This is a genomic window from Thiomicrorhabdus hydrogeniphila, from assembly GCF_054656895.1.
In genome coordinates, this window is the sequence record NZ_BAAHXL010000001.1 from 1,676,456 (window position 1) to 1,700,919 (window position 24,464).

The 24,464-nt window shown below is 38.2% G+C and carries 19 protein-coding genes; 2 read left to right on the plus strand and 17 right to left on the minus strand.

The window, feature by feature from the left end:
• Positions 1–33 precede the first annotated feature (33 nt).
• The 14 genes from pnp to acs all read right to left on the minus strand — a co-directional run bounded on the left by pnp (position 34) and on the right by acs (position 17,618).
• On the minus strand, positions 34–2,124 hold the full coding sequence (gene pnp, locus ACYQ0E_RS07595) for a polyribonucleotide nucleotidyltransferase (protein ID WP_460188705.1): 2,091 nt from the start codon (positions 2,122–2,124) through the stop codon (positions 34–36).
• A gap of 315 nt (positions 2,125–2,439) precedes the next feature.
• Positions 2,440–2,706, minus strand: coding sequence for a 30S ribosomal protein S15 (gene rpsO / locus ACYQ0E_RS07600; RefSeq protein WP_040725184.1), 267 nt, complete (start codon positions 2,704–2,706; stop codon positions 2,440–2,442).
• Positions 2,707–3,174: 468 nt separating this feature from the next.
• The gene (locus tag ACYQ0E_RS07605; protein ID WP_460187636.1) at positions 3,175–3,666 is read right to left on the minus strand and encodes a cyclic nucleotide-binding domain-containing protein; all 492 of its coding nucleotides are present in this window, start codon (positions 3,664–3,666) and stop codon (positions 3,175–3,177) included.
• Between the two features lie 84 nt (positions 3,667–3,750).
• Positions 3,751–4,602: a methyltransferase domain-containing protein gene (locus tag ACYQ0E_RS07610; RefSeq protein ID WP_460187637.1), complete on the minus strand. Its 852-nt coding sequence runs from the start codon at positions 4,600–4,602 to the stop codon at positions 3,751–3,753.
• Positions 4,602–5,546: a tRNA pseudouridine(55) synthase TruB gene (truB, locus tag ACYQ0E_RS07615; protein WP_460187638.1), complete on the minus strand. Its 945-nt coding sequence runs from the start codon at positions 5,544–5,546 to the stop codon at positions 4,602–4,604. The genes ACYQ0E_RS07610 and truB overlap by 1 nt, the downstream gene beginning before the upstream one ends.
• Complete coding sequence (rbfA, locus tag ACYQ0E_RS07620) at positions 5,547–5,909, minus strand: 30S ribosome-binding factor RbfA (RefSeq protein ID WP_460187639.1); 363 nt, start codon at positions 5,907–5,909, stop codon at positions 5,547–5,549. It lies immediately after the preceding gene.
• Positions 5,910–6,099: 190 nt separating this feature from the next.
• Positions 6,100–8,583 carry a translation initiation factor IF-2 gene (gene infB / locus ACYQ0E_RS07625; protein WP_460187640.1) on the minus strand — a complete coding sequence of 828 codons (2,484 nt, stop codon included), beginning with the start codon at positions 8,581–8,583 and terminating at the stop codon, positions 6,100–6,102.
• 18 nt (positions 8,584–8,601) lie between these two features.
• On the minus strand, positions 8,602–10,089 hold the full coding sequence (gene nusA, locus ACYQ0E_RS07630; RefSeq protein WP_460187641.1) for a transcription termination factor NusA: 1,488 nt from the start codon (positions 10,087–10,089) through the stop codon (positions 8,602–8,604).
• Between the two features lie 79 nt (positions 10,090–10,168).
• A complete protein-coding gene (rimP, locus tag ACYQ0E_RS07635) occupies positions 10,169–10,624 on the minus strand; it encodes a ribosome maturation factor RimP (protein ID WP_460187642.1) in 456 nt (151 codons plus the stop codon).
• A gap of 209 nt (positions 10,625–10,833) precedes the next feature.
• The gene (locus ACYQ0E_RS07640; RefSeq protein ID WP_460187643.1) at positions 10,834–11,496 is read right to left on the minus strand and encodes a 3'-5' exonuclease; all 663 of its coding nucleotides are present in this window, start codon (positions 11,494–11,496) and stop codon (positions 10,834–10,836) included.
• Positions 11,496–13,346 (minus strand): putative nucleotidyltransferase substrate binding domain-containing protein, encoded by a 1,851-nt coding sequence (locus ACYQ0E_RS07645; RefSeq protein ID WP_460187644.1) that lies wholly within the window; start codon positions 13,344–13,346, stop codon positions 11,496–11,498. The genes ACYQ0E_RS07640 and ACYQ0E_RS07645 overlap by 1 nt, the downstream gene beginning before the upstream one ends.
• 153 nt (positions 13,347–13,499) lie before the next feature.
• Positions 13,500–15,110 carry a sodium/solute symporter gene (locus tag ACYQ0E_RS07650; protein ID WP_460187645.1) on the minus strand — a complete coding sequence of 537 codons (1,611 nt, stop codon included), beginning with the start codon at positions 15,108–15,110 and terminating at the stop codon, positions 13,500–13,502.
• On the minus strand, positions 15,110–15,328 hold the full coding sequence (locus ACYQ0E_RS07655) for a DUF485 domain-containing protein (protein WP_460187646.1): 219 nt from the start codon (positions 15,326–15,328) through the stop codon (positions 15,110–15,112). Before ACYQ0E_RS07655 ends, ACYQ0E_RS07650 begins: the two co-directional genes overlap by 1 nt.
• A 337-nt stretch (positions 15,329–15,665) precedes the next feature.
• Positions 15,666–17,618 (minus strand): acetate--CoA ligase, encoded by a 1,953-nt coding sequence (gene acs / locus ACYQ0E_RS07660; RefSeq protein ID WP_460187647.1) that lies wholly within the window; start codon positions 17,616–17,618, stop codon positions 15,666–15,668.
• Positions 17,619–18,081: 463 nt separating this feature from the next.
• Here acs and thpR point away from each other — a divergent pair, with 463 nt between their 5' ends.
• Both thpR and ACYQ0E_RS07670 read left to right on the plus strand, forming a co-directional pair.
• Positions 18,082–18,645, plus strand: coding sequence for an RNA 2',3'-cyclic phosphodiesterase (thpR, locus tag ACYQ0E_RS07665; protein WP_460187648.1), 564 nt, complete (start codon positions 18,082–18,084; stop codon positions 18,643–18,645).
• 14 nt (positions 18,646–18,659) lie between these two features.
• Positions 18,660–19,325 (plus strand): nitroreductase, encoded by a 666-nt coding sequence (locus ACYQ0E_RS07670; RefSeq protein WP_460187649.1) that lies wholly within the window; start codon positions 18,660–18,662, stop codon positions 19,323–19,325.
• A 40-nt stretch (positions 19,326–19,365) separates the two neighbouring features.
• Here ACYQ0E_RS07670 and ACYQ0E_RS07675 read toward each other — a convergent pair whose 3' ends face one another.
• From ACYQ0E_RS07675 to dnaE, 3 genes are all read right to left on the minus strand, one after another.
• Positions 19,366–19,746 carry a hypothetical protein gene (locus ACYQ0E_RS07675; protein WP_460187650.1) on the minus strand — a complete coding sequence of 127 codons (381 nt, stop codon included), beginning with the start codon at positions 19,744–19,746 and terminating at the stop codon, positions 19,366–19,368.
• A complete protein-coding gene (locus tag ACYQ0E_RS07680; RefSeq protein ID WP_460187651.1) occupies positions 19,746–20,720 on the minus strand; it encodes a hypothetical protein in 975 nt (324 codons plus the stop codon). The genes ACYQ0E_RS07675 and ACYQ0E_RS07680 overlap by 1 nt, the downstream gene beginning before the upstream one ends.
• A 124-nt stretch (positions 20,721–20,844) precedes the next feature.
• Positions 20,845–24,327, minus strand: coding sequence for a DNA polymerase III subunit alpha (dnaE, locus tag ACYQ0E_RS07685; RefSeq protein ID WP_460187652.1), 3,483 nt, complete (start codon positions 24,325–24,327; stop codon positions 20,845–20,847).
• Positions 24,328–24,464 lie beyond the last annotated feature (137 nt).

Here is a 24,464-nt window from a genome sequence, read left to right on the forward strand (position 1 = left end):
TTTTCTATCTATAAACTGACAATAAAATTAAGATTATTGTTCAACAGCGGTCATAGAAAGTTTTACACGACCTTGCTTATCAATATCCGTTAATTTCACTTTAATTTCTTGGCCTTCAGTTAAATATTTATTCACGTCTTCTACACGCTCTTCAGCAATTTGAGAAACATGAACTAATCCTTCACGACCTGGCATATAGGCAACAAAAGCACCAAAATCAACGATTTTCTTAACTACCGCATCGTACGTTTTACCAATTTCTGGTTCAGCGGTAATTTCAGCAATTCGTGCTTTAGCCACATTAGCTGACTCATCATCTTTTGCTGCAATTTTCACATTACCGTCGTCATCAATTTCAATGGTACAACCTGTCTCTTCTGTTAGAGCACGAATGGTTGCACCACCTTTACCAATAATTTCACGTACTTTCTCAGGCTTAACTTTAACCATAAAGAAACGAGGAGCCGTAGCGCCAACAGATTCATTTGAAACACTAATCGCTTTAGCCATTTCACCTAAAATATGCATACGCCCTGCTTTAGCTTGATCTAAAGCAATTTGCATAATTTCTTCAGTAATCCCTGTGATTTTAATGTCCATTTGAAGAGCGGTAATACCTTGATCTGTACCCGCTACTTTAAAGTCCATATCACCAAGATGATCTTCATCACCTAAAATATCAGAAAGCACAGCAAAGCCGCTCTCTTCTTTAATTAAACCCATCGCAATACCGGCAATTGGCGCTGCAATTGGCACACCAGCATGCATTAATGACATTGAAGTACCACAAACTGACGCCATTGAAGATGAACCGTTAGATTCGGTAATTTCTGAAACCACACGAATGGTATATGGAAACTCTTCTGCTGTTGGTAATAAAGCCGCAACACCACGACGAGCCAACATTCCGTGACCAATTTCACGGCGACCTGGACTACCTGTACGACCACATTCACCTACCGAGAATGGAGGAAAGTTATAATGCAACATAAAACGATCGTGATAAGAACCTGTTAAATCATCCACAATCTTAGCGTCACGCTCTGTTCCTAAAGTTGTTACCACTAAGGCTTGAGTTTCACCACGGGTAAATAATGCAGAACCATGCACTTGTGGCAACACGCCTACTTGGCAATTAATCGCACGAACGGTTTGAGTATCACGGCCATCAATACGAGGTTCACCAGCAATAACACGGCCACGAACGATGTCTTTTTGCACCTTACCAAACATGCCTTCAATCTCTTTATCATTAAAACCATTTTCATTGGTTTCAGAAATTGCTAAAGCGTCCATGGCTTTGGCTTTTGCAGCATCTAATGCCGCATAACGGTCCATTTTATCGGCAATAGAATAAGCGGCTTCTACATCAGAACGAATTAAACCGAATACGGCCTCTTTTAGTTCTACATTCACCTCTGGCGCTTGCCAATCCCAACGTGGTTTACCAGCTTGTTCAGCAAATTCAGCAATCGCATCAATGGCCACTTGCATTTGTTGATGACCAAACATCACCGCGCCTAACATTACATCTTCAGGAAGTTCAGCCGCTTCAGATTCAACCATTAATACCGCGTCTTTAGTACCCGCAACACTTAATTCTAAATCAGAAGTAACAAGCTCTTCCAGGCTAGGGTTTAGCAAATATTCGTCATTGCTGTAACCAACGATTGCCGCACCAATAGGTCCGTCAAAAGGAATACCAGAAATGGCTAAAGCCGCTGATGTTCCTAACATAGCGGCAACTTCAGTTCCTACTTCTGGGTCAAGAGAAACAACCGTGGCAATAATTTGAACTTCATTTAAAAACCCTTTAGGAAATAAAGGACGAATAGGACGGTCAATTAAACGAGACGTTAAGGTTTCTTTTTCAGAAGGACGACCTTCACGTTTTAAAAAGCCACCAGGAATTTTACCTGCCGCATAGGCTTTTTCTTGATAATTAACCGTTAAAGGGAAAAAATCTTGCCCTGCTTTAGCGGATTTAGCAGCCACTGCTGTAACTAATACACGCGTGTCTCCCATACCAATCATAACGGCACCGTCTGCTTGGCGAGCAATCTCTCCAGTTTCTATCGTAACTTGGTGTTTTCCATACTGGAAAGTCTTAGTAATTTTGGCCATCTTTTGTCCTTTTAAATCATTCATTGGGTTCAAACTTATTTCTGCATACTTTTTGTTGTCTGAAACCTGAATCCCTAATGAAATGACTACCGTGCATTCTATTAGGGATTCAGGCTATCGGGTTACAGCCAATCTATTTTGCAAAAAATAAAGTGGATTCATTCTACTCTTAAACGTAAAGGATTTAAAACTAAACAAGCAGTTTTTTACGTAAGTTTAAGCAAAAACACAGAGCAAACAGAATAACAAATTTTAGACATAAAAAAACCCCGCATTGCGGGGCCTTTTTGAGCTTTTGAACCAGTAAATAATAAATTATTTACGTAGACCAAGACGCTTGATAAGAGCTAGGTATCTTTCACCATCTTTCTTATGAACGTAGTCTAAAAGCTTACGACGACGACTAACAAGACGAAGAAGACCAGTACGAGAATGGTTGTCTTGCTTGTGAGTTTTAAAGTGCTCAGTAAGGTATTTGATACGTGCAGTTAAAAGTGCAACTTGAACTTCAGGTGAACCAGTATCACCTTCTTTTGTTGCGTATTCAGCAACGATTTTAGCTTTAACTTCTGCGTTAAACATAATGTTTACTCCATTGGATCGGTCTTAATAAAAAATCGTCTCCACAACCGATGATAGGGACGAATTCGCGTATTTTACTGATTTTTCACCAGAATACAACAATTTATCATTTATTTTTAATGAACCACGAAGTCACGAAGTGTTCTTTATAATGAAATAGAAGCTTACGAATAGTAAGTGACTAACGACTAACAAAGAAATTTAAATGATATAAACTTAATTTTCGAGTTAGTTCAGTTTTAAATAATGTCAGATCAAGGCGTGAGTAAGGAGCCTACATATAGTAGGTGACGAACGAACAACGCAGAGATGGCAGTATTTAAAGCCGAAATAACCGATAAATTTATTGAGTTTATTTATTCCTAAGGCTGTTCAGTTCGAGGCAGGAGAAAGGAGCTTACGAATAGTAAGTGACTGCCGACTAACAAAGAAATGGACGACCTTAGGAGCAAATAAACCAATAAATTTTTATTGTTTGCCAAACCCTTTCATATAACTTCCTAACGCCGAAATATCGTTACTCATATTGCGCACCAGGATATCTAAACTCACAATTGCGTTTTCTAAAATATTTACAACAATATAGGGTTCTTCTACTTTAATACGGTCATACATTGGACGGGTTAATTCAAGTAACTTAACGCCTTTTTTACTTGCTTCCATACGTAATTCACGTGGTTTTCTGTCAAAGAAAGACATCTCACCAATAAGACTGCCTTCTCCTTGTCTACCAACAGGGGCTGGCCCTTGACCTTTAAAGCTTATAAACTCTACATTACCGCTAACAATAATCGCTAAAAAATCACCTACGTCACCACGATCTAAAATCATGTCGCCACCAGCGTAATCTTTTTCAATCAAGTAATGCGTTAACTTTTCTACATCTTGTTTTGTTAGAGATTCGCAAATAGCGTTCTCTTGGAAAAAAGTGAAAAGATCTTTTGCTGACATTGAAATCATAAATTTATTCTCCTTATGTAACCTAAAGTGATTTTTGTATCAGTGCTAAACACCACTGGAATACAAATCATTTTATTTTTTATTTTATACTTTATTTTGAGCCAAAAATGATGCGACAGGTCGTCCATCATCTATCGTTTCTACTTTATCAATTATTATAGTAAATCCCGCAAAAAAATGCGCTAACTCACCATGCTTTAAAATAAAGTTTGGGTTCTTTGGTGAGCCAAACTTTTCAACCCCTTCGGTAAAGGTTTGAAACAGCACAAAACCACCCGGTTTTATAGCTTGTTTAATATAATTAAACGTTTCACGATTTAAAAAACGTACCATCGTAATTAAATCAAATTGTTGTTCAGGTAAACAGCCTGCTTTTTTGATATCACAACATTTAAACTTTACATTTGCACCAGATAAATTGGCTAAAGCTTTGGAGCGTTTAAGCACTTTAGATTCATTATCTATAGCGGTCACATTCATACGGTTCTTAGCCAAGAATATAGCGTCACGCCCTCCGCCACAACCAATATCTAATACGGTTGGACGAGCACCTTCTTCTAAGTTAAAAGAAAGCTGTGATTGATTCAATAGATCAACAAAATGGCTTACTAAACCACTGGGCGACCAAAGTATTTTAGAATCTGAACCTGATTTTACCAGGCCTGGTAAATTACTTGACCAATCTTGCATGGCTTGATTTGATTGAATCACTAAAGATCCACAAACCAAATACCCTTTACTGTCTAAAAATATACTGGCGGCTTCAATTTCTTCTTTGTCTCCAACCAAATAAAGCTTAGCTGGCGCAGCAGGCAAGGCATTTAGGCTTTCTGGAAGATTTTGCCAACTTAGCCAGGTAGCGCCTTTTAGATGATTGAGTTTATAGTCTTCAAAAGAACGTAAATCGATTATGCCATCGGCTTTTTGAAAGACCATTATCCTGCCACACTTTCGGGTAAATTAAACACTCGTTTTGGTTTAAGCAACTGTTTATCCGCTTGCCATTCACCTACTGCAATACAAATATCATTTTCATAAAAACGCACTAAATCGGTTTGTGGTTGCGCAAACTCTAACTTACCGCCGTGACGTATTAAATCCGCTTGTTCATGGGTTAAATCAATACGTTGCAAATGTTGTATGGCAATATCTAAAGGTTGAACACAAGCATCAAGCTGCGTTTCAATTTCTTCTAGGGTTAACATGTTTTCACCTAGCAAACTGCCTGTTTGTGTACGATGTAAGGCAATTAAATGCCCTACTGTACCTAACGCTTTGGCAATGTCTTCACCTAAGGTTCTAACGTAAGTTCCTTTAGAACAATGCACATCAAATACAATTTGATTGTCTGTAAATGAAACCAAACTCAAATTTAAAATTTTAACCGGGCGAGCTGGCCGATCTATTTCAATGCCTTGACGTGCATAAAAATAGAGCGGCTTACCTTGATGTTTTAACGCTGAATACATCGGTGGAATTTGTTCAATATCACCTTCAAATTGACGTAAAACGGATTCGATTAATTCTTGCGTTAATTTAGGTACCGGTAAGGTGTTAATAACCTCACCTTCTGTATCGCCAGTATCGGTTTGTTGACCCAGTTTAAGCGTAGCGGTATAGCGTTTATCTGATTCTAAAAGCAAACCAGAAACCTTAGTGGCTTCACCTAAACAAATAGGCAAAAGCCCCGTAGCAAATGGATCTAAAGCGCCTGTATGGCCGCCTTTTTTGGCGTTAAAAGCACGAATCACTTTTTGAAGAATGCCATTGGATGAATCACCAACGGGTTTGTTTAATAAAACAATACCGTTTACAACACGTTTAGGCGCTCTTTTAATTTGTGGTCTTTTAGCCTTTTTGGGTTGAATCTGTTCAGACATTTATGAATTTAAAGCCTTATTAATAAGCTCTTCCATATGCTGCGCATGTTCTGGAATACTGTCATAGTAAAATCGAATATGCGGCACAATGCGTAAACGTAAGCGTTTGCCTATCTCTGAACGAAAAAAACCTTGAGCTTTTTCTAAAGCCGCTAAAGCATCCGCCACTTCTGGATCATTTTCATTAAACCCCATTAGGGCAAAGTGAATTTTGGCAACACTTAAATCTTTACTGATTTTACAATCCGTAATGCTCATATTTTGAAAACGTGGGTCTTTAACTTCTTGCACAATTAGTTGTGCAATCGTTCTTCTAATTTCTTGAGCGACTCTGGTTGGTCTACTCACCGTTTGATTACTCATAATCTCTTTACTCTTGAAGACTTATTGCTCATTTAAGATACATAAAAGTCTCATTAAAATCAAAAAGCCCCAATGGTAAATCATTTGATTATCCCATTGAGGCAGTTTGAGTGATCAATTTTAAGGTTTAAATGCAATTTACCAGGCCTGGTAAATTGTATTTAAAGGTCTTAATAAACAAAACGCGGTATTAATCTAAAGTACGTTTTACTTCTACGCGTTGGTAACACTCAATTTGGTCACCGGCTTTAACATCGTTGTAATCTTTAACGCCAATACCACACTCAATACCTTTTTGAACTTCTGGTACGTCATCTTTAAAGCGACGAAGTGATTCAAGTACACCTTCGTAAATAACCACGTTTTCACGTAATACACGAATTGGGTTATTACGTTTAACAGAACCTTCTGTCACCATACAACCAGCGATAAGACCAATTTTAGGTGCTTTAAAGACTTCACGAACATCCGCAATACCAACAATATCTTCACGGAATTCAGGTGCCATTTTACCTTCAATTGCACGTTTCACTTCATCTACAATTTCATAGATTACGCTGTAATATTTAAGGCCAATACCTTCGTTATCAATAATACGTTTTGCAGACGCATCTGCACGTACGTTGAAACCAAAGATTAATGCATCAGAAGCAATGGCTAAGTTAGCATCCGTTTCTGAAATACCACCCACACCAGAAGAGACAATAACCACTTTAATCTCATCTGTAGAAAGCTTAGTCAGCGCATCTGAAATGGCTTGAATAGAACCTTGTACGTCAGCTTTAAGAATAATATTAACGTTTTGAACATCACCTTCTGCCATTTTGTTGAACATATTATCCAACTTAGACTTCTGCTGACGTGCAATTTTAAGTTCTTTAAACTTACCTTGGCGGAAAGAGGCGGCTTCACGAGCTTTACGTTCGTTTTCAACCGTAATCATTTCATCACCAGCAACTGGGACACTAGAAAGACCTAAAATTTCAACTGGAATTGAAGGCCCAGCTTCTAAAATAGATTCACCTGAATCACTGATTAAGGCACGTACACGTCCGTATTCCATTCCACAAAGTGCAATATCACCTTTTCTTAGAGTACCTGACTGAATCAATACGGTTGCAACTGGCCCACGACCTTTATCAAGACGTGATTCAATAACAACACCTTTAGCGTGCCCTTCTGTAGGCGCTTCAAGTTCTAGCATTTCAGATTGTAAAGAGATGGCATCTAAAAGCTCATCAATCCCTAAACCTGTTTTTGCTGATACTGGTACAAACTGAGTGTCACCACCCCATGACTCTGGAATCACTTCTTCGGCCGCTAACTCTTGCATAACACGGTCCATATTAGCCGCTTCTTTATCCATTTTGTTAACCGCTACAACAATCCCAACACCAGAAGCTTTTGCGTGTTGAATGGCTTCTTTTGTTTGTGGCATAACACCATCATCAGCGGCCACAACAATAACAACCACATCCGTAACATCTGCACCACGAGCACGCATTGCTGTAAAGGCCGCGTGACCAGGAGTATCAATAAAGGTAACACCACCAGTGTCAGTATCTACATGGTAAGCACCTATGTGCTGTGTAATACCACCCGCTTCTCCGCTAGCAACTTTTGCTTTACGAATGTAATCAAGTAATGAAGTTTTACCATGGTCAACGTGACCCATAATGGTAACAACCGGTGAACGGTGAACCGTTTCACCATGATATTCTTGGTTTACAACTTCATCTTCAATCGTTACTTCATTGAAAGCTACGGCTTTATGCCCCATTTCTTCAACAATCAACATGGCTGTTTCTTGATCAAGAATTTGGTTAATGGTGGCCATAGTGCCAAGTTCCATCATCATAAACTTAATGACTTCACCTGTTTTAACAGACATTTGTTCTGCTAAAGCGGCAAGTGTAATACTTTCAGGTACTTTAACTTCACGAATAACAGGTTCAGTAGGTTTTTGGAAACCATGCTCATTATCTGCTTGAGCAACATTGCGCTTATCAACTTGACCTTTACGCCCTTTTCCACGACGATTTGGGAATGCATTTGAGCGGTTATTGGTTTTTTTACCTTTACCTTTTGGACCATCTACACCATCATTTGCCTTACGGGTTTCGTGATGTTTTTGATCTTTGGCTTTTTTAGTCGCTTTAGAATGATCTTCTTTTGGCGGAACTGGAGCAATCTTAGCAATGGTCTCTTGATCCAAAACTTCTTTTTGTTCAGGTTCTTTTTTGCTTGATTTAGATTCAACAGGTTGAACAACTTCTTGTACAACCGTTTCTTCTACTTTTTCTTCTACAATTGGAGCCGTTTCAACCACTTCTTCAACGATAGGCTCTTCAACAACAGGTTCTTCAACCTGTTCTGGTTTTTTAACGTAAGTGCGTTTTTTACGAACTTCAACATTTACGGTGCGTTTACCACTGCCAGAACCCGCTGAAAGGTTTAGCGTTTGTTTACGACGCAGTGTTACCTTTGCAGGTGCATCTTCAGATGCATCACCATGTAGGCTTTTTAAATAGTTTAGTAATGTACGCTTCTCTTCTTCTGATAAATTATCAGACTGTTTTTTACCTTTAACACCTGATTCATTTAATTGTGCAATTAGTTTTTCAACAGAAAGGTTAAGCGTCTCTGAAAATTGTTTTATTGATACTTCGGCCATCGAAACTCTTCCTTTTTATTATTCAAACCATGGTGCGCGCGCTTTAAGAATAAGTTCACCAGCAGCAGTCTCATTCATCTCTACATATTCCAGTAGCTCATCAGTACCGAGTTCTGCTAAATCTTCTTGTGTGATCACACCGTTTTTAGCTAATTGAATAGCCATTTCTTCTGTCATACCTTCTAGAGCCAGTAAATCTTCAGCGGGCTCGGCTAAGGCTGTTTTTTCTTCTGCAACCAATGCTTGTGTTAATAAAGCATCTTTAGCACGTTGCTTTAACTCACCAACCAGGTCTTCGTCAAAGCCATCAATTTCAAGCATTTCTGTTGCTGGTACATAAGCCACTTCTTCAACGGTTGTAAAGCCTTCAGCAACCAACACCTCGGCAAAATCTTCGTCAATATCAAGTGCCGTAACAAAAACGTCTATTTGGTCTTTAGATTCTGTTTCGTGCTTTTCGGCCATATTTGTTTGGGTCATAACGTTAAGTTCCCAACCCGTCAACTCACTGGCAAGACGAATATTTTGTCCATTTTTACCAATCGCTTGAGAAAGCTGTTCATCTTCAACCGCTAAATCCATAGTATGTCTATCTTCATCAACCATGATTGAAGTAACTTCTGCAGGTGCCATGGCGTTAATAACAAATTGTGCATCGTTTGGATCCCAAAGAATAATATCAATTCTTTCACCAGCCAATTCATTAGTCACGGCCTGAACACGTCCACCACGCATACCAACACAAGCACCAATTGGATCTAAACGTGGGTCATTAGCACGTACTGCGATTTTTGCACGGAAACCAACATCACGAGCGGCGCTCATAATATCAATTAAATCATCGGCAATTTCTGGCACTTCAATTTTGAACAATTCAATTAACATCTCTTTACAAGCTCGAGACATAAATAATTGTGGGCCACGAGGGCGGAAAGAAACTTCTTGTAAGTAACCGCGAACACGATCACCAATACGGAAGTTTTCGCGACCAATTAACTGGTTACGCATAATCACTGCATCAACATTGTCGCCCATATCAAGAATGACATCACCACGATCAATACGTTTTACCTGGCCTGTTAAAATCTCGCCAACACGTTTCTCGTAATTTTCTACGACTTTCTTGCGTTCAGCTTCACGAACCTTTTGAATAATCACTTGTTTGGCAGTTTGTGCACCTATACGACCAAAATCAATCGATTCCATTGGCTCTTCAATATACTCACCAATTTCAATATTTGGATCTTCATCAACCGCATCCATTTCGCGGATATACCAACCAACATTATCTTCAATTGCTGTGGCATCTTCAATCACTTCCCAACGACGGAATGTTTCATAGTCACCGGTATGACGATCGATGGTAACGCGAACATCCATTTCGTCGTCGTAACTTCTACGTGTTGCGGTTGCTAATGCGGTTTCAATGGCATCAAAGATGATTTCTTTATCAACACCTTTTTCATTGGCCATAATTTCAACAACGGCTAATACTTCTTTACTCATTTCTGTCTCGCTCTAATTCTGTTTAATACTTCAAAACTGGGGATTAAAACTGCTTTAAAATTTGGGTTTAAAGTGGTCTCTAAAATTGCGGAACCACATTTGCTTTATCGATTAAATCAAAAGGAACTTCATAAAGTTCACCATCAACTTCTAGTTCAATACCTGATTCAGTGACCTTAACCATAGGGCCTTTAAAACGCTTTCTACCTAAAATCGATACACTACTACGAACTTGCACCTCTTGGCCTTCATAGCGTTTATATTGATCAGGTGTAAATAACAGACGATCCATACCTGGCGATGAAACCTCTAAGCGAAATTCACTGCTAATTACGTCTTCTACATCTAAAATCGCACTAATTTGTTTGCATACTGCATAGGTTTCATCAGAGTTGACCGTGCCATCTGATTTTTCTATAAATATGCGTAATAACGTGTGTCGGCCGGCGGGCATGTATTCCATACCCCACCAATTAAATCCCATTGATTCAACCGTTGGTTTTAACGCGTTTTCTATCTTTTCTTCAATTGTCACTTATTACTAATTCCAAGTATTCTGAAGTTTAAATAACAAAAAACCCCGTAAAAACGGGGTTTTTTAAAATTCGAACCGCCGCTTAACCTATTTAAGCGACCCTCGATAAAACTTTTTAAAAAATCTGCGAGAATTATAACCATTTTTGTTTAATTGTCAAATACTTAAACATGAATTTTTATTGATTCTTTAATGTCTAATTGACTAAACTATGCCAGATATTTTTCTCTATCCTGTTGTAATTTAACAAAAATTAATGATGTCATCAATGCATCACTAAATGCATCGTGCTGTCCTATATTAGGAATATCTAGGCTTTTAAGAATAACATCAAATGAAAGATCAATATTAGGCTCAATACATGAGCGTTTATATTTTTGCATTGCATATTCATAATACATACCCGAAACTTCTATTTGAGGGTTGGGAAGCCCAATGCCTAAGTGTGGTTTTATCACTCTATTTACCATGGCAATATCAAACTCAAGATAATATCCAACCAGTGTCGCACCCCGAATAAACTCTAAAAACACCTTAATAGCGTCATACTCATTAACATAAAGAGCTTCACTATTTTCAACATCCATATTACGAATTTGATGAATCTCTATACTTTCTGCCGAAATATCATCTTCTTGCTTAATCACAAGGTTTAAGCTTTGACTTGTTTGAATTTCATTTTCAATAATCTTTATTGCACTCAGCGTGATGATTCGATCTTTTTTTCTATTCAAACCCGTCGTTTCACAATCAAAACAGACAAACACGCCCGGCTTTACATCAAATAAGTATTGATAATAAGGCTCTTTTAGTTGACGTTTAAGAGTATTTAACCGAGAACCTTTTAACCAAGCTTTTATATCTTCTAACATTACAACGAACCATCAAGTGCAAAATGATGACTAATTCGTTTTTTAAATTCATCTACTACACCAAAACTTTGTTTAAGCAACCCTTGCTGCATATGACTAAGATCAGATAAACGAATTTTATTGTCAGGTATGTCACAACCATTAGCGAGCTGATTAAGCATAGATTCAAGCCTTAAGGTATTTAAAAAATTAAGGGTTTCACCCAATTCAATACCAAACTCTTTTTCAAACACGCCTGCATCCATAAGTGCTTTTATACGCCAATGAGTATTGGTTTTTGAAATACCCGTCTCCAATGCATAGCAACGTACACCATGCACAATACTAAAAATTCCGCCTTTTTTAATATCAATAACTTCATGACCAGCTTCAGAATCTGCTACCAGGCCTCCTAAAAAACCTATTGGTGTTTTAAACCTTAATACCGGCACGGCAAAATGTCGTAAAAAGTTTGAATAACGTTCTTTCTCGTTTTGTAAAGATTCTTTAAGCTCTTTTAGCCACTCTTTCTGACCAAATACGGCTTCAGCATCAAACAAAATAGCGGCATGCATAAAGTTTTCATCAGAAGGATTTGCAAACCAATGTGCAACTTTAAGCATAAAGTCAGATTGACTCATACGCCAATCTTGATTGGAAAGCATAATATTTCCAGGACATGGAGGAAACCCCATGTCTTGCAACGTTTTTATAAATTTTGATGCAAATTCTTGCAACTCAAAACGTTCACTATCAGTCAGTTCATCAGAATAAAGAAGTGCATTATCTTGATCTGTACGAATCACTTGTTCAGAGCGGCCTTCACTACCCATAACAAATATACAAACCTTATTAACCAAATGCGTTGGCAATAAAAACTCAACAAGCTTGTAAATCATCTTACGGTGCAATTCGTTAACAAGCTTGGCAATATAGTGAGTTTTAATTCCCTTACGATTAAGATTTCCGATTAATCCATCAATCTGCTCTCCAAGCACCACTAAATCAGCAACAGACTGTGCTTGCTCAACCTTTAATAAAACTAAACCCGATTGATTTGCAAACAAACTCATTAAATCTTTTTGATGTAAAAACCCTCGATACCCTTTATCTCCTCGGACAACCAATCGATCAATCTGAAAGCGGGTCATCTTTAATAAAGCATTAAACAAATAATCAAACTCATGCACTGTTTGAACGGGCTTATTTGCTAACTTACCGAGTGTTAAAGAGGCTAAATCTGGTTCATTCTTTGCTAGAAGCTTTAATATATCTGTAGAAGTGACTATTCCGATTTCTGAATCATTAAACTCAACAATGCAAGCATCAGTTCGGTGTTCTACCATTCGTTGAGCGGCATGATGCAAAGTAGACTCATAAGAAAGCGAAACATAAGGCTGTAAAGGTGCAGAACAAACCGTATCCATCATCACCTCTGTTGAGGTAGCCGATTGAACAGCTTCATGAATACGGTTTAATTTTTCAACAATTGAAGAGTTAAAAAAGTGAGCAAAATCGTGACTGTGCTCAAAGGCCTTTAAAAAAAGGGTTGCTGGTAACTTATAAGCAATAGCCTCTTCTTGCACTTCATAATGAGTGGTACGCTCTGCCTCAGACAAAATATCAGTATCACCAAAAAAACCACGCACACTATAGCGAGAGGTAACCTCGTCACCCTTAATTTCTGCCACCTTTCCTTTAATTAAAATATAGAGAAAATTCTTATCTAAAGCGTCCTTAAATTTAATCACCGTCTTGTGCGGTAAATAAACCACATTCATACTATCGGCGAGCTCATTTAATAATGTTTCTTCAAGATGATCAAACGGAGGGATTTGTGCAAGAAAATCTCGCTGCTGGGTAACTGCCATATGTTTAATAACCATTCATTTTCATTACGTTAATAATACTCTGAAAATACAGGTATGTAATAAAAAACAGGACAAAAAATGATATTAAACATTAATTAAGAACATAAAAAAAGGGGCTAAAAGCCCCCTTTTTATAACACGTAATAATCTAAATTATTTTCCGTGTGCTTTCGCCATAAACTCTTCTGTATTACCGCGGTCGCTAGTCATCATACTAACAACAACAGTCACAAGAATTGCTACTGGAACAGAGTAAAGTGCTGGGTTAACTAATACATCTAAACCTAACATCGTTTTCAGTCCAAAGAACTTAGAGAACGTGAACAATAAAGAGAATACTAGACCTGCTACCATACCCCAAATAACGGCTTGGCTTGTTAAACCTTTCCACCAAACGGCCAATACTAATACCGGAGCAAAAGTTGAAGCCGCAATACCAAAACACATACCTACAAGCATGGCTACGTTTTCTTCTTTTAACCATACAGACATTGCTATTGCAACGACCGCAAGGAAGAAAGCACCAATTTTAGCAAATCTAAGTTCTTGCTCATCCGTTGAGTTAGGATTAATAACACCTTTATAAAGGTCGTGAGACAAAGAAGATGTTGCTGAAATCAATAGACCAGCTGACGTACTTAACATTGCTGCCATCGCGCCTGCTGCAATCACACCCATTAGGACCTGACCACCCAGCATGTCACCAAGCATAGGCATTGTCATGTTCTTCGCTTTACCAACTTCGCCGCTTGCAATCATTTTGATTAACTCAGGATATAGAGCGTACATTGCAATTAAACCAACAAAGAAGATTGCTGTATAGAATACGGCTAAGCCCCAAATAGTAATCTCAGCTGACTTACGAGCATCAGAAGCGTTTGATACTGTATAGAACTTGATTAAGATGTGTGGCAACCCTAATACACCAAGGAACAAGGCAATAACAAGAGAAGCTTGGTTAGCAAAGTCACGCAGACCAACACCTGGGGTAACGGCTGATGGAGCATCAGTCATCAATGCACGTACTGCATCAACAGCTGCGCCTGGGCTAGATGCTGCTGTTGCAGCGACTACTGCTTCAGCATTCGATGCCGCTAATTTTACTGGAACCATAGTTTCAGCCGCTGTAATAACACCTCCTGGATTACCTCCAAACAGATGCACTACACCGAATACAAGTAGAAACAGCATTGCGCCAAAAAGAATTGACCCCTGAATAGCTTGGTTATACGAAGTCCCTTTCATACCACCAATGATTACAAACAAGGCCATTAAAGAACCTGTAACCAATACTGTTGGCAGATAATCCCAACCAAGAAGTAGTCCAAATAGGTAACCTGCTCCCACAATTTGCGGAACTAAGTACATAACACAAAGCACTAATGTTGAAACCATTGCAACGGTACGAATCTTTTTTGAATGCTCAGTAAAGCGTGCATTCAAAACATCAGCCGCCGTAAATTTACCAACATTTTTAAGAGGGCTTGCAATCGTTAATAAAACAACAACCCACGCAGCAAAGAAACCAATGGCAAGCCACCAACCGTCAACACCTTGAAGTGCAACGGCACCAGCCACACCTAAAAAACTGGCAGCTGAAGCATAATCACCTAGCATAGCTAGACCATTTACACGAGGTGAAATACCTCCACCAGCAACGTAAAAGTTTGCTGTACTTCCTGTTGAAGCACGGTGATAAAAACTAATCCAAATCGATAGACCTATACCAAGTACAACGATAACTAGAGCAACAAGATTTTCCATTATTCATTTTCCTCAGCATTCATTTTCTTCAAATACAAGCGAGTAATGATTACACCACTAATGATGACCAATAACCCTCCCCAAATTGCTATAGGCATTCCACCTACAACTGTCGCAGCAAGATCTTGAAAACTTGCACTCACCATAAGTGCAACACCAAAATACAATACTGTGAAAATAGCCAATAATACGGCCGAATATTTAACTTTATTATTCACAAAGTTCCTCCTCATTAATAAACTAAATTGTCTAACGACAATCCTTATTTTTATTTTTATTTTTATTTTGACTTAGTTAAAAACTAAATAGAGACCTTTATATGAACCATAAACATAGGAAAAAAGTGAACAAGTTTTACTATTTGAGGCTTAAAACAAAAACAGTAAAATTTTAACCTTTTAAAGTTATTTATGATCCCGTATAGAGGTTTCAAATAGGTGTTAAAAAACAATCCGCCTTGTTTAACACCTAAAACAAGGCAGACAAATTCGGGTTTCCCCAAAAAACTGGTTAATATTCATATATCCAATTAAGACTTAACTAGATATTTTTAGATTATTTCTTTTTTTGAAATTGATCCAATATGCTTGGATCTTCTAAAGTAGAAGTGTCTTGAGTAATCTCTTCGCCTTTTGCGATTGTTCTTAAAAGACGTCGCATAATTTTACCCGAACGTGTTTTTGGTAAGTTGGAACCAAATCGAATGTCATCAGGTTTAGCAATCGGTCCAATCTCTTTACCTACATGCTCACGTAATTCTGCAATTAATGTAGTACGAGCCTCACCTTTTGGCGTATCGACATTCAATACCACAAATGCGGCTACCGCTTCACCTTTAATATCGTGAGGACGACCAACAATAGCGGCCTCAGCCACTAAGGCATGAGAAACTAAAGCAGATTCAATTTCCATCGTTCCTAAACGGTGGCCAGATACGTTTAAAACATCATCAACACGTCCAAGAATCCAGAAATAACCGTCATCATCTTGGTAAGCACTATCGCCTACTACATAATAAGGCACGCCATCTAATGGGAAATAGGTGTTTTTATAACGCTCATCATCACCCCAAATATTACGAATCATTGATGGCCAAGGCTTTTTAATCACTAAAAGTCCACCTTGCCCTTTACCAAGTTCATTGCCTTCTTCATCTAAGATAGCGGCATCAATACCTGGCAGTGGTCGAGTACATGAACCAGGTTTAAGTGGCGTTACTGGGAATGGAGCGATCATATGTGCGCCTGTTTCAGTTTGCCACCATGTATCAATAATTGGGCATTCGCCACGACCAATAACATCGTGATACCACATCCACGCTTCTGGATTGATTGGCTCACCCACTGTTCCCAATAAACGCAATTTAGATAAGTTATATTGATTTGGTAGATCTGCACCAAATTTCATTAAGGCACGAATCGCTGTTGGAGCTGTATAAAAAACCGTAACACCATGGTCTTGGCAAACTTGCCAAAAACGACCTGCGTCAGGATAAGTTGGCACGCCTTCAAACATAACAATAGTTGCACCAACAGAAAGAGGTCCATAAGCGACGTATGAATGCCCTGTAATCCAGCCTACATCCGCCGTACACCAAAAGACATCATCATCATTTAAATCAAACATCCACTCATTGGTTAAATGGGCATTTAATAAATATCCACCAGAACTATGTTGTACACCTTTAGGCATACCTGTTGAACCAGATGTATACAATAAAAATAGAGGGTGTTCAGCATTCACAGGAACTGGATCATGATAGTTACTCATACCAGCTTCAGCTTCCATCCAATCTATATCACGCCCTTCTTCCATATGAACAACATCGTCAGTTCTACGATAAACAATGACTTTTTTAACATGATCACAACCCTTAGCTAAGGCATCATCAACCGCACCTTTAAGAGGTATGGTTTTACCACCACGGCGACTACCGTTAGTCGTAATAACAAGCTTGGCTTGAGCATTTTCTATACGGTCACGTAAAGCCTCAGATGAAAAGCCACCAAACACAACTGAATGAATTGCGCCTATACGAGCACAGGCTTGCATCGCAATTACCGCTTGTGGAATCATTGGCATATAGATAATAACGCGATCGCCTTGCTTGACACCTTGAGCAGTCAAAGTATTCGCAAAACGACAAACTTGATCGTGAAGTTCTTTATATGAGTAGCGTTCTATATCACCTTGATCACCTTCAAAAATAATCGCAGCTTTATCGCTCTTATTTTCTAAGTGGCGATCAATACAGTTATATGAAACGTTTAGCTCACCGTCAGAAAACCATTTGTAATGTGGGGCGTTAGATTCATCTAAGCCAATGGTGAAAGGTTTAGTCCAAACCAGCTTTTCTCTAGCCAAATCAGACCAAAAACCAACATGATCATCATTTGCTTTAGCGTACATTTCAGCCAATTTTTCTTCACTAATGGCTGCGTTTTGCTTAACAGTATCTGATGGTTGAAAAAGGCGTGTTTCGGTTAAGATAGATTCAATATTAGACATGGCGTCTCCTACAATAATTATTCTCAATTGAGACTATTGCATGAAACGTTTGCGATACAAAGGAGGATGCCATTTTGGGATTGCCAAAAATGATATAGATTCTCGACTTTAGCATTCTGAGGCGAGACCTTTGTGTTCGCCAACATCTTCGTGCTAAAGCCTCCTAATTATATATTAGGATACTCGGACCAGCTACTTAGGACTTGGAGAATCACTTCAATTTTTTTGTGCACTTTTTTAGCGTGCAGAAGTTAATGAGCAAAGTGTACCACCCTATTCAAAAAATTAAAGGGTAACTATGATATTTATAGATAGAAAATAACCAAAGCTGTACAAAATTTTCTTATAACCAATTCGTTAGTTACACTTATACCTGAAGGCAAAATCATCGATAAACATGTTTAAAAAATATACAATCATGCAAAGTGCTTTTTTAAAAAAAATGAGAGAATAAAAGATAAACATGAGATGTTTCATTGCCTTAGCAATCGACACGGATACAACAACACAGCTGCTAGCTAAAATACAGCAACTAAAGCGTTATGCCTGGTCAGAGGAAATTCGCTGGTTTTTACCGCAAAATTTTCACATCACTCTACAGTTTCTTGGCGGACATCTAGAAAACAGTAAATTTCAAGAAATACAAACCGTAATGAACAATTGGATACAAAGTGACCTTTCCGCATTTAAACTTCAACTGGATAAACTTGAGCTTTTTCCTAGTTCAGATACCGCACATACTTTAATTGCGAGCGTTAAAAATAATTCAGAACTGCAAAGCTTGGTAGATAAGCTATGGATCCATACTCAAAAAATTGGCCTTATGAAATCAAATCAAGAATTTAGGCCACATATTAGTTTAGGCAGAATCTGTAAACAAACAGATTTAAGCCAAATAATTATCCCTAAAGAGGTTGCAAGCTGTGAAAACATTTGGCTAAATATCACCAGTTTTACGCTATATCAAAGTGAATTAACAGCAAAAGCACCGATTTATACTAAAATTAAATCCATTAAACTACCTTAACAAAAAGCAGAGCCATGAACGTAAGCCAAGCTATTACTCAAAGACAATCTACCCGAGCTTTTACAACTCAACCCGTTAATAATCAAACCATAAAAAGCATTCTAGAAATCGCTAAACACGCCCCATCTGGCGTAAACATGCAACCTTGGCAAGTGGTTGTTGTTCAAGGACAACAAAAAGAAGAACTTTCGCAAAAAATGATTGACGCTTTTAGAGCTAAAGACACAGAGCCAATGGACTATCATTACTATCCAACAAAATGGATTCAACCTTATAAAGGTAGACGTGTTGAAACGGGGCAAAAGCTTTACCAGGCCTTACAAATTGAACGTGAGGATAAAGAGAGAAGAATTAAACAATGGGAAGCAAACTACCGTGCTTTTGATGCTCCTGTAATGCTATTGTTTTTTATAGACGATAGTTTAGAAACAGGTTCTTATCTAGATTATGGCATGTTTCTACAAAACATTATGCTTGTTGCAGAAGAACAAGGTCTTGCAACCTGCCCGCAAGGTGCTTTGGGTGAATTTCCAACCATTATTAAAGAGACGTTTGGTATAGATAAAACCACCAAATTGATTGGCGGAATGGCTTTAGGGTATAAAGACGAAACTCATCCTGTAAATCAATACAGAACAGACCGTATAGCACTGGACGAGTTTTGTAAATTTTATGAATAAAACGTGTTAAATATTTATTTAAACAACTTACCGTTTTAAGTTACTTGCAAGCTCTTAATAATTTACTGTACCAAACAGAAAACGTTTTTGTATTTAGTTGCAAATATTGCTCAACTTCACTATCGCTAGCCTCTTGCATATCTAGCGATAGCTTCACTAAAAACCGCACTTGTAACAAAATGACTTCAGATAAATGCCCACCAATTCTAAATTGAGATAATTTAGTTAAAATTAATGCATTTAATAACAGCGTCCACTGCTCCTGAGTTAACGAATACATTTGCTGATAATCATCAGAAACTTGCTGTAAACGATACTCAACTAACGTATCTAAGTTTTCCTGAATATATAATTGTTGCGCTACTTTTCGCAAAGCGGTAGGCAGGCTATTCATAAAATAAATTTCAATCATTACCGCCATTAACGCATCTCACTGTTATATTGAGCTTGAAAATTTAAACACGATTCTGCTACTTTTTCTAATTGTCGTCGCTCGACTTCAAGCTCCATATATTTTTGATCTTGGGCGTCTGGAAATTCAAAATAAAACGCATTATGCTCAGCCTTTTTTTGTGCATTGGTTACGCATCTTGCAAGCAAAGCTTTTACTGTAATAACACGCTGTGTACCGGCTATGTTAAAGCACAATCTTAAAGGCTTGCCTGATAAGTAGCGTTTTTTATAAAGAGCTGAAAACCCGCCTGCACTGACTCTAATGTTTTCAACTGGCCAAGCTTGTGGGTTTTCTCTTAGATAATAATCAAGGTTCATTTCTTTAAGAACATTACAAATGCTATCTACAAGCTTATGCATATAATAAATAGATTGAACCAAAGGTATTTTTTGAAAGGTAGGTTGACTAAACTTTTTAGTCATTTCATCTATTTTGAAACACGGAATTGCAGGATCAAAACTGTGGTAAGTTTTATTTGTGGATTTATGCAATGACAGCAGCAGTAATCGGTAAAAATAGGTTAGCTTTTTTTCAACTTCAGAAAAATATTGAAAGGTTTTAGGAGCATGCTCTTCTAAGGTAGTAATGCGACCAATTGATTTAAGATTGTTCATAATATTCTTAGATATTTGCTCATCAAGCAAAGGGTTTCGGCCTTGAGATATCATCTTAATAGCTTCACCTAATATTTCCGAGGCATCGATAACTTGCAAAAAAACAGGCTGCAAAATCTCTTTTTGTTCTTGAATATGGTTTACCCAATGCAGTAATTGCTGATGATTTTGTCTAATTTCTTTATTCACACTATTTGGAAAATAATCAATTCCTAGAGCAAAAATCTCCATATTAGTAATGGGTGCCGCAGGAGTAATTAAAAGCTTTACCGGCATATCTATTCGGCTAAAACGCCTTAACTCATTTTTATCAAACCAAAATGCCACTCAACAGCTCTCTTTTTATATAAACTCGCTATAAACGTTCTTTTAATCGTTTTTTAATCGTTATTTGTAGCATTATACTGCTATATTCAGCCCGCTCTACACAGGTAAAACTCTTAGCAAATAATTAAACAACCACCTCAGGTTTCCACCCTTGAGCATTTAACGCTTCAATCAGTTCATCATCAGGAAAATATTGGTTATCACCATAAGTTTTCATCTGAGCCGTAGCAATATCATTTGTATAATCCACTACAACAGGCAATCCTTTATCTGTTTGATAGGCTTCTAACAACACTTTCAATTCAGAGATTTTATGGTGATTAATCGCTGTTTCTGTTGTATTTACATTCAACTTAATTGCCCGGCCTTTTTCTACCCTTGCCTCAGCCAAACTTACCACAATTTCAGCGTCTAATTTAATTCCTCCGTTAAATGTATCCTCGCTTACTTCACCTTGAACGATTACTACCATATCTGCTTTAACAGTATCTTTAATCGCTTCATACACTGCAGGTCTCATAACAACCTCTAGGCGTGCGGTTTTATCATCTAAAGCCATAAAGCCCATTCTTGAACCGCTTTTAGTTGTTTTATTTCTAAGCTCTACCACTAAGCCCGCTGCTGATACTTTTTTATATTTTTCAGGTCGTAAGCTCACTAATTTAGAAGGTACTAAGGTCGATAATTCTTTTTGGTACAGATCAATTGGATGACCAGTAATATACAAACCCAATGTCTCTTTTTCACCTGATAAACGTAATTTCTGTGGCATTTCAGGTACATCAAGCAATTTCGATTCACCCGACTCTTCAACCGATAAAACATCACCAAATAAATCGTTTTGACCAAACTCTTCATTTTTATGTTGCTGTTCGGCCTGTTTTAATGCCATTGGAATACTTTCAAGCATGGCGTTACGGTTGTCATGCAACTCATCAAACGCCCCCGCGCGAACTAAGGCTTCAATAACACGCTTATTGGCTTTTTTACCTGCTCGTAAACAAAAATCAAATAAATCAGTATAAGCGCCATTCGTTTCACGCTCTTCAATTACGCCTTCAAGCGCCGCTTCACCTACCCCTTTAATGCCACCTAAACCATAATTTACGGTGCGTTCGCCATAAGGTTTAAAGTGAATTTGTCCGGTATTTACATTTGGTTGCAATACCGTTAAGCCCATGGCATAACATTCATTTACCATATGAACCACTTTTTCAGTGTTATCCATATCCGATGAAATCTGTGCCGCCATAAACTCTGCGGGGTAATGCGTTTTTAGCCAAGCAGACTGGTACGAAACTAAGGCATATGCGGCCGAGTGAGATTTGTTAAAACCGTAACCCGCAAATTTTTCAACCAAGTCAAAGATTTTCATGGCGAGTTCGCCATCAACCCCGATACTGATTGCACCCTCTTTAAAAACCGATCGCTGTTTTGCCATCTCTTCTGGTTTTTTCTTACCCATGGCTCGGCGCAACATATCGGCGCCCCCAAGTGTGTAACCAGCCAGAATCTGAGCAATTTGCATAACTTGCTCTTGGTATAAAATAACCCCGTAGGTTGGCGCTAAAGTTTCTTTTAAAGATTCATGTTGCCATTGGGCATCCGGGTAAGATACTTTTTCACGACCATGTTTACGGGCAATAAAGTTATCTACCATTCCTGATTCTAATGGGCCAGGTCTAAACAGAGCCACCAAGGCGATAATATCTTCAAAGCAGTCGGGTCTTAGCTTTACAATCAAGCTTTGCATTCCGCTAGACTCTAACTGAAACACCCCAGTGGTTTTACCCGTTTGAATTAAATCAAAGGTAGGTTTATCAACCAAAGGTATGCGTGCAATATCAACAAATCCCTCATCTCCTGGCTGCTTACCTTCATTAATAGACTGTAACGCCCAATCAATAATGGTTAAGGTACGTAAACCCAAGAAGTCAAACTTTACCAGGCCTGCATATTCAACATCATTTTTATCAAGTTGCGTTACCACACTCGAACCATCAGGTTCACATAAAACTGGGCAAAAATGGTCTAATGGTTTAGGGCCAATCACCACCCCACCCGCATGTTTACCAGTATTACGAACCGTACCTTCTAACTTTAAGGCTAACTCTAGCAGTTGACGCGCGTCTTCATCGTTATCGTATTTATTTTGTAATTCTTCTTCTTTTTCCAAGGCCTCAGCAAGTTTAATACCTAATTCATTAGGAATAAGCTTGGCAATACCATCAACCACGCCGTAACCAAGTCCTAATACACGCCCTACATCTCTTACTACCGCTTTTGCCGCCATAGTTCCGTAAGTCACAATTTGCGATACATGGTCACGGCCATAATGACGTGATACATAATCAATGACTTCATCACGGCGATCCATACAGAAATCGACATCGAAATCGGGCATAGAAACACGTTCGGGGTTTAAGAATCGCTCAAACAGCAAATCGTATTGAATAGGATCTAAATCGGTGATTTTTAGTGCGAAAGCGACTAATGAACCCGCACCTGAACCACGACCTGGACCAACCGGAATCAGTTGATTTTTACCCCATTGAATAAAGTCGGCAACAATTAAGAAATAACCCGGGAACCCCATTTGCAAGATAATATCTAACTCAAATTTAATTCGGGCATAGTATTCTTTGTGTTTTTCTGCAAACTCTTCCTTAGACAAATGACCAAATAAAAACGCCAATCGTTCATCTAACCCCTTATGACTCTCTTCAATAAAATATTCGTCTATTGTCATGCCTTCTGGCACGGGAAAATCTGGCAAAAAGTAGGTTCCCAGGGTTAAATCTATATTACAACGTTTTGCCACTTCCACTGTATTTTCAATGGCTTCTGGAATATCAGAAAACAGTTCAACCATCTCTTCTGTGGTTTTAAAATACTGTTCTTCTGAATAACGTTTAGGGCGATTTTGATCTTCTAAAACATAACCATCATGAATACAGGTTCTTACTTCATGGGCTTCAAAATCTTCAGGTTTAGCAAAACGTACATCATTGGTGGCGACTACTGGCACGTCATAACGAATAGCGACTTCGATTGCTTGGGCAATATATTTTTCTTCGTTTTCACGTTTAGTGCGCACCAATTCAATATAGAAACGATCAGCAAAATGGGTTGTCCACCATTTCATTCTATTGGCGACTAAATTTGGTTTTTCAGCCAATAATGCGGTACCAATATCACCTTCACGACCGCCAGAAAGCACAATAAGACCATCATTAAATTCAGCCAACCATTCACGTTTAATTAACGCTTCCATATGGTTGTTATAAAGCTTTTGATTGTGTAGATAGCTTTGCGAGATAATATGCGACAGGTTTAAATACCCTTGCGGGTTTTGACAAAGTAAAACCGCTTTAAATACCTCACCATTTTCATCTTCAATAAAAACATCTGCACCAATAATAGGCTTAATACCAGCACTCATCGTGGCACCGTAATATTTTACAAGTGCAAATAAGTTACTTTTATCGGTCAAAGCCATTGCGGGTTGATTACACCCTTTAATCAAAGAAATAAGCGGCTTTATACCAAGCGTACTGTCTACAACAGAATACTCAGAGTGAACATGTAGGTGAACAAATTGGTTCATAAAAAAGGGTCAACTTTGTATTTTTATTTTGCTTTTTGAACTTTTACCAGGCCTGGTAAAACTTGAAATAGAGTCTATAAATTACCGAAGCACAGTGTTTAAATGTACAAATTAAATCTAATTTAAGTCGTTCAAAA